The organism is Flavonifractor plautii ATCC 29863 (assembly GCF_000239295.1).
Taxonomy (GTDB): domain Bacteria; phylum Bacillota; class Clostridia; order Oscillospirales; family Oscillospiraceae; genus Flavonifractor; species Flavonifractor plautii.
On sequence record NZ_JH417727.1, the window covers coordinates 1 to 6,592 of the forward strand.

At 61.0% G+C, this 6,592-nt stretch carries 6 protein-coding genes and 1 riboswitch; all 6 genes read left to right on the forward strand.

Annotated elements, in window-relative coordinates; all coding sequences use genetic code 11:
• The first annotated feature begins 133 nt into the window (after positions 1-133).
• The 6 genes from HMPREF0372_RS07295 (at position 134) to HMPREF0372_RS07325 (ending at position 6,480) form a co-directional block, all read left to right on the forward strand.
• Positions 134-958, forward strand: a complete 825-nt coding sequence (locus HMPREF0372_RS07295) for a nitrogenase iron protein NifH (RefSeq protein ID WP_007490275.1) — start codon at positions 134-136, stop codon at positions 956-958.
• Positions 951-2,564 (forward strand): nitrogenase component 1, encoded by a 1,614-nt coding sequence (locus tag HMPREF0372_RS07305; RefSeq protein WP_050810482.1) that lies wholly within the window; start codon positions 951-953, stop codon positions 2,562-2,564. Before HMPREF0372_RS07295 ends, HMPREF0372_RS07305 begins: the two co-directional genes overlap by 8 nt.
• 95 nt (positions 2,565-2,659) lie before the next feature.
• A riboswitch (cobalamin riboswitch) is annotated at positions 2,660-2,777 on the forward strand.
• Positions 2,778-2,998: 221 nt separating this feature from the next.
• Complete coding sequence (locus HMPREF0372_RS07310; RefSeq protein WP_039996873.1) at positions 2,999-4,126, forward strand: ABC transporter substrate-binding protein; 1,128 nt, start codon at positions 2,999-3,001, stop codon at positions 4,124-4,126.
• Complete coding sequence (locus tag HMPREF0372_RS07315) at positions 4,110-5,168, forward strand: FecCD family ABC transporter permease (protein WP_007490279.1); 1,059 nt, start codon at positions 4,110-4,112, stop codon at positions 5,166-5,168. The genes HMPREF0372_RS07310 and HMPREF0372_RS07315 overlap by 17 nt, the downstream gene beginning before the upstream one ends.
• Positions 5,165-5,953, forward strand: coding sequence for an ABC transporter ATP-binding protein (locus HMPREF0372_RS07320; RefSeq protein ID WP_007490280.1), 789 nt, complete (start codon positions 5,165-5,167; stop codon positions 5,951-5,953). The genes HMPREF0372_RS07315 and HMPREF0372_RS07320 overlap by 4 nt, the downstream gene beginning before the upstream one ends.
• 11 nt (positions 5,954-5,964) lie before the next feature.
• Complete coding sequence (locus tag HMPREF0372_RS07325; RefSeq protein WP_007490281.1) at positions 5,965-6,480, forward strand: hypothetical protein; 516 nt, start codon at positions 5,965-5,967, stop codon at positions 6,478-6,480.
• The last annotated feature ends 112 nt before the right edge of the window (positions 6,481-6,592 follow it).

Below are 6,592 nucleotides of genomic sequence, written 5' to 3' on the forward strand. Positions count from 1 at the left end.
CAGATGTCCAATATGTATTGTAGTCCTACAAAACCAATATTCAATAAGGGAAAATGGAAATAGTGGAAGATGTCTCCGCTGTGATATAATTAAAAATTACAGACAACATGCAAGGGAGGCGCAGAAAGTCAAGATGTTGCGTATTGCGTTTTACGGAAAAGGTGGGATCGGGAAGTCCACCGTGGCCGCCCATCTCTCCGCGGCCTTTGCCCGAACGGGGAAACGGGTGCTTCACATCGGCTGTGACCCCAAGGCGGACTCTACCCGCTGCCTGACGTCGGGACGAATCCCAACTGTGCTGGAGACTCTGGGGAGGTCGGAGGAGCTTCTAGCCCGGGAGCAGCTTGTCTTTCCCGGGGCGTTCGGCGTCTCCTGTGTGGAGGCAGGAGGTCCCCAGGCCGGCGCGGGGTGCGCCGGCCTGGGCATCACCGCCATGGCGGACGAGCTCAACCGGCTCGGCATTCTGGAGGAGCCCTGGGACGTGGTGGTGTACGATGTCCTGGGCGATGTGGTATGCGGAGGGTTCGCAGTGCCCATGCGAAAACATTTTGTAGACCGGGTATACCTGATCACCTCTGCCGATTTCATGGCGCTCTACGCCGCCAACAACATCATGCGCGGAGTCGCCCGCTATTCCGGCGCCGCTCCCCTGTTGGGCGGGCTGATCCAAAACCGCAGCCACGGAGCGGGAGAGGATGCCTTGGTACGCTCCTTCGCAGAGCAATCCGGGACCAGAGTCGTCGGTATCCTGCCGGAAGACCGCCAGCTCCGAAGAGCGGATTATCTGCATACCACCGTACACCATCTGGAACCGGACGGGGCGGCGGCCATGCGCTTTCTGGAACTGGCCCAGCGGCTCTGGGATACCCAGCCCACCAGCCCCCGGCCACTGGGGGACGAGGCACTGGAGGCATTCTGCCGCCGGGCAGCAGAACAGGAGGTGGAGGGGCTTGCGTGACGCCTGCCGTGTGGAAGTCTATTCGGCGGAGGGGGGCGGGAAGCACTTTATGACCCTTCCGGAACGCATTTGGCAAAGGGGAGACCTTCTTCTGGCGGCTGCCGGTTCTCTGGCCTGTGTGCGGGCGCTTTACCTGCGCGCGGCAGAGCTGGGGAAACTCCACCAATTCCTGCCCTGCCCGCTGACGAGGGCGGACTACGCCGCCGGCCGGGCAGCGGAGCATCTGGCAGCCAGGCTTCGGGAGGCCGCACGCCGCCCCGGCGTAGGCGGGGTCGTGCTCTACGCCTCCTGTGCCGAGGTGCTGACGCAATGCGATCTGGAACAGGTTGCGGAGCAGGCTGGCCTTCCCGTCCGGATTCTGCTGCGGGGGCCTCTGGTGGCCCGCACCCGGAATGCCGTGGCAGAGTTGGAGCAAATTCTGTCCACCTTTCCCCCGCCTGTGGGGGAAATTCCCCGGGGCAGCGCGCCGCTGCCCGTTCTGCCGCCGGATTTCAGCGGAGTGGCGTCCCTTCTCCAGAGCTGGGACGCCTACCCCTTTCTGTTGACTGCCGGAGGATGCACCGGATGTCTGACACTGGGGGACGACGCCACCGCCGGACTGCGTCTGGAACATTCACGGTTTGATGATCTGGAGCTGGCCGCGGGCTGCGAGGCAGCGGCAGTCAACGGAATTGCGAGAGGCTTTGCGCACAGCGGCCGCGCTTTCTGCGGCCTTATGGGGAGTGCAATTCCCGAACTGCTCGGCATGGACTATACCGGGATACAGGAGAGTCTGGCCGAGCGGGGGGTCCCGGTACTCAGGTTCCCCTGCACCGGATTTGAGTCCGCACCAGTGGGCGTGGACCGGGCCCTGCGGAATCTGGCCACTTGGAGGCGCCCGGAGGGGCGTGACAACCAGAGGATCTCTATTCTGGGCTATTCCGATCTCGCGCTGGGCTCCAGACAGCCGCTGCGCCTCGGGGCGGAGGCTTTGACCACCCGGGGGTATCAGGTCTGTGTCTGGGGGGAGGAAGGTTTTGGGGGCGGAGAGCTCCGGTCTGCGCCGGCCCTGAACTGGGTGGTGACGGCCGAAGGATTGGGGGCGGCACGGCAAATGGAGGCCGACTATGGAATCCCCTATTTCTGCGGCCTGCCGCTGGAACGCTATGGACTGGAGCGATGGCTGTCCCGTTTCTCCACGGCGGCAAAGGGGGCCCCGCCAGAGAAGCCGGTGGAACATGAAACAGGGAACCGCACCCTTCTCCTGATCGGAGCGCCCATTGCAACGGAGGGACTGGCCTGGGCGATCCGGGGGAAATATCCGAATTGCCGGATCCTCCGCGCCTTCTATGCCCCCTACCGGACTTTAAAGGAGCTTTACCAGCCCTTTCTCACCGCGGATACGCTTCTGTTTGCCGATCCGTCGGAGCTGGCTGCTTGGGCGACACCCGATATCCTGCTGGCAGATCCCCTCTTTTTCCCGTCCCTGCGGCCGTGGTTTCCACGGTCGGAGCTTCTGGCCTGTCCAGAGCCCGAAGTGTGCGGCAGGGGTGGACTGCCCGCACGGTGGCTGGAGGATGTGGCGTGTGTGACAGCTGCTATCGGAAAAAGTCATACCTGGCAATGAAAAAATGCACTTCTCCCGGTGGTTGCCGGATGGCGGCCGGCGTGCTATACTGTAATCACAAAGTTCAATATAGGAAAGGCATTGGAGCATTTTATGGAAATCGGTGAAAGTCCGGTACGGTGCCGCCACTGTGAGATGGAGCGTCCCCCACAATGACACTGAGCCGTCAGGCTTGGGAAGTCGGGGTGATGCGGAGAAGTCGAGTCAGGATACTTAAATGCTCCGGGACACCTGGTATCTAACGAGCCATTAGATGAGGGTGCCGCGGTTGCTCTGCGCTTTTTTTGCGGTACGCTTCTTTTGGAACACCTTCTCTTGTTCAGATACAGGAGAAGGTGTTTATTTTTGCCGGGGGGCAGGGCCGGGGATGTCCGCTCTGGTCTCAGGCCCCCTGGACAGAAAACTGAAATCGGAACAGGAAAGGAATGGTACTTATGAAACGACATTTACACCGCCTCGGGGCGGCCGCTGTGTCCGGCGCGCTTCTGGCCTCTCTGCTGACTGCCTGTGGAGGGGGGCCCACTGCGGAGACCCCATCTGTTGTGCCGGAATCCCCCGCACAGCAGACGGAGCAGGCTGCGGCGGAAACCCGCACCGTGACGGATGCGGCGGGCAACGTGGTGGAGGTTCCGGCGGAGCTCAGCCGCATCGCGGTTACCCCGTTGCCCTGGTCCTCCGTGATCTATGCCATTGACGGCACCTCTGAGCACATGGTCTCCATCAACCCCGGCGCCATGACCGCCTATACCAACTGTTTTTTCTCCAAGCTGGACAGCGGTTATGCGGAGCTGGACACCACCAGCATCGGCTCCGACTTCTCCATCAACATGGAGGAGATGGTCAGCCGAGGCGTCCAGGCTGTGGTGATCTGGGACTATCAGACCGAGGAAGCGGAACAGCTCAAGGCACTGGGCATCACGCCGGTTATGGTGAAGAACGAGACCATCGAGGATCTCCAGGCCAGCTTTACCGCCATTGGTCAGATGCTGGGCAAGGAGGAGCGGGCCGAGCAGTTCAACACACTTTATACCGAGGCGTATGAATATCTGCAGTCCTTCCAGGAGCAGGTGAATGCCGCGGACAAGCCCAAGGTACTCTATCTGCGCAATGCCGAGCTGAAGCTACAGGGTAACGACATGTTTATCGCGGAGGCCCTGGAGCTGGCAGGTGCGGACAATGTGGCTGCCGATCTGTCTAGTATCACCATGGAGGAGATCCTGGCCATTGACCCCGATATCATTCTGATGAGCAATTTCGACTCCTTTACACCGGCGGATCTGTACGAGAACAGACTGGATGGTCAGGACTGGAGCCAGGTATCCGCCGTACTCAATCACCGCGTCTATAAGACGCCCATGGGCATCTACCGCTGGGACGCCCCGGGCGTGGAGACTCCGCTGATGATGCGCTGGCTGGCCCAACTGATTCAGCCGGAAATTTTTTCCGAGATCGATATCGAGCAGGACACCAGGGCCTTTTTCCAGAACTATTTCGGCTACAGCCTGACGGATGAAGACCTGGCCCAGATCTTTGCCGCCGATGCCAATGCGGACAGCCAGTAACCCAGCCCCGGCCCTGGAACAAACGCCCCGCCGGTCCAGCTCCTTTCCGGCCCTGTTTCTGGGGTGTCTGGCCGCGCTGCTCATCCTGACCATCCTGGCCATCGGAGTAGGGCGCTATGCCATCTCCCCGGCGACCGTGGTGCGGGTGCTCCTCTCCAGATTCCTGCCCATCCCGGTCACCTGGGAGGGGCAGGCGGAGAGCGTCATTTTTACCCTGCGTCTGCCCCGCATACTGGCTGCTCTGCTGGTGGGGAGCGCCCTCTCCCTCTCCGGCGCGGCCTATCAGGGGGTCTTTAAAAACCCCCTGGTGGCGCCCGACATGCTGGGCGTTTCGGCCGGCGCCTGTGTGGGAGCCTCGGTTGGAATCCTGATGAACGCCGGCGGAGTGGGAATTCAGGCCGGCGCGCTCCTGGGCGGCCTGGCTGCCGTGCTGCTGGCCATCGCCATCCCAAAGGTCATCAAGAATCAATCCATGATGACCCTGGTGCTGGCAGGCGTGATTATCAGTGGGCTGATGAACGCTATTCTGGGCCTGCTGAAATATCTGGCCGACCCGGAGACGCAGCTCGCCTCCATCACGCACTGGCAGCTTGGCAGCCTGGCGACTGCAGTGTGGCGGGATGTGTTCACCATGGGACCACCGATTCTGGCTGCAATCGTAATTCTCCTGCTGATGCGGTGGCGGATCAACATCCTCTCCCTGGGCGAGAATGAGGCCAAGTCGCTTGGCATGGATATTCGGCGTGCCCGTGGGATCATCATTTTCTGTGCCACAGTGCTCACCGCCTGCGCCGTCTGCACCAGCGGAACGATCGGCTGGATCGGGCTGGTAATCCCACATTTTGGGCGGATGATGGTGGGGCCGGACAACCGCAAGCTGATCCCCCTATCCGCGGTACTGGGGGCTACGTTCCTTCTCCTGATTGATACCCTGGCCCGGGTGCTCACCAGCGCGGAGCTCCCACTGAGCATCCTGACCGGACTTATCGGGGCTCCTTTTTATTTCTATCTTCTGTTGAAACAAAGGATGAAGCTGTCATGATTCTGGAAGTAGAACATCTGTCCTTCGCCTACCGGCCGGAACGCCCCCTGTTTCATGACGTGAGCTTCGCCTTTGAGCAGGGACAGGTTCTCTCTATCCTGGGGGCAAACGGAGCGGGCAAGTCTACCCTCCTCAACTGTATTGCAAATCTGCTGCTCCCTCAGCAGGGGGACATCCGTCTCCACGGGACGCCGCTCTCTCGGCTGGAACTGCGGGAGATTTCCAGAATCATCGGCTATGTTCCCCAGAGCCACACCCCCGCTTATAATTATACAGTACGGGATTTTGTAGTCATGGGCCGGGCCCCTCACCTGGGAACCTTCCAGCAGCCCGGACGTGCGGACTATGACCTGGTGGACGCCACGCTGGAGGAGATGGACCTGCTCCCGCTGGCCAACCGGCCCTATACGGAGCTCAGCGGCGGGGAGCGCCAGCAGGTAACCATCGCCCGGGTGATCGTTCAGCAGCCGGAGCTGATCCTGCTGGACGAGCCCACCAACCATCTGGATTACGGCAATCAGCTCCGGGCACTCTCCATGGTGCGCGCCCTGGTGAAGCGGGGCTTCGGCGTCATTATGACCAGCCACAATCCCGACCATGTGCTTCTGCTGGGCGGGCAGGTTGGTATTCTGGGGAATGACGGCCGTTTTCTGGTCGGCAATGCAGAGGAGGTTATGACGGAGGAGCGGCTTCGTGCGCTCTACCGCAGCGACCTCTACTTAACCTATGTGGAGCGGGCGGGGAGAAAAGTCTGTATCCCCGGCCGCTTGAAATCAGATGAATAGGAGGAGCAACTATGGAGTCGATTGAGGTTTTGGAGGCAGGAAAGCTTCTCTCCTTCCGATTCGATGAGATGCTGAACTATCACGGCCCCGGTTTCCCGGGTGGCGTGGCCCACGGATTTAAGGTCATGCAGAGGGCGTTTCCGCTGCTGGACGACGGGAACCTGCTGGAGCGCAGGGAGATCTCGTTCGTGACGGCTTTTCCAGGGCCGGGGGCGCGGGATGCCTTTGAGCTAGTCACCCGCTGCCTTACGGACGGCCGGTATGTGGTGGACAAGGAGCTCCCCGAGGCGGCGAACGAGCTGGAGAGTCCCGGCGGGCGCTATTACTTCCGGTTGAGCTACCGCGGGCGTTCCGTCGCAGTCACGCTCCGCCCCGGCTACGTGCGGGAAGAATTCATTCAACTGGCCCGCAAGAAGGGGCGCACGGAGGCGGAGGAGCGTGTGCTTGCCGGAATGAAACGCGACATGGCCGCCCGCCTGATGGCGGCCAAAGCAAGAGATGTTTACAATGCAAATTGGGAAAAATGAACTTGCAGCAGGGTAAATCGCACATGAGACGAGGGGTAGTTTATCCAGTTTCTAACTAATGCTAAGGCAAAATAAAATAGATGTACGCCGTCCGGCTGGAGCCGGACGGCGT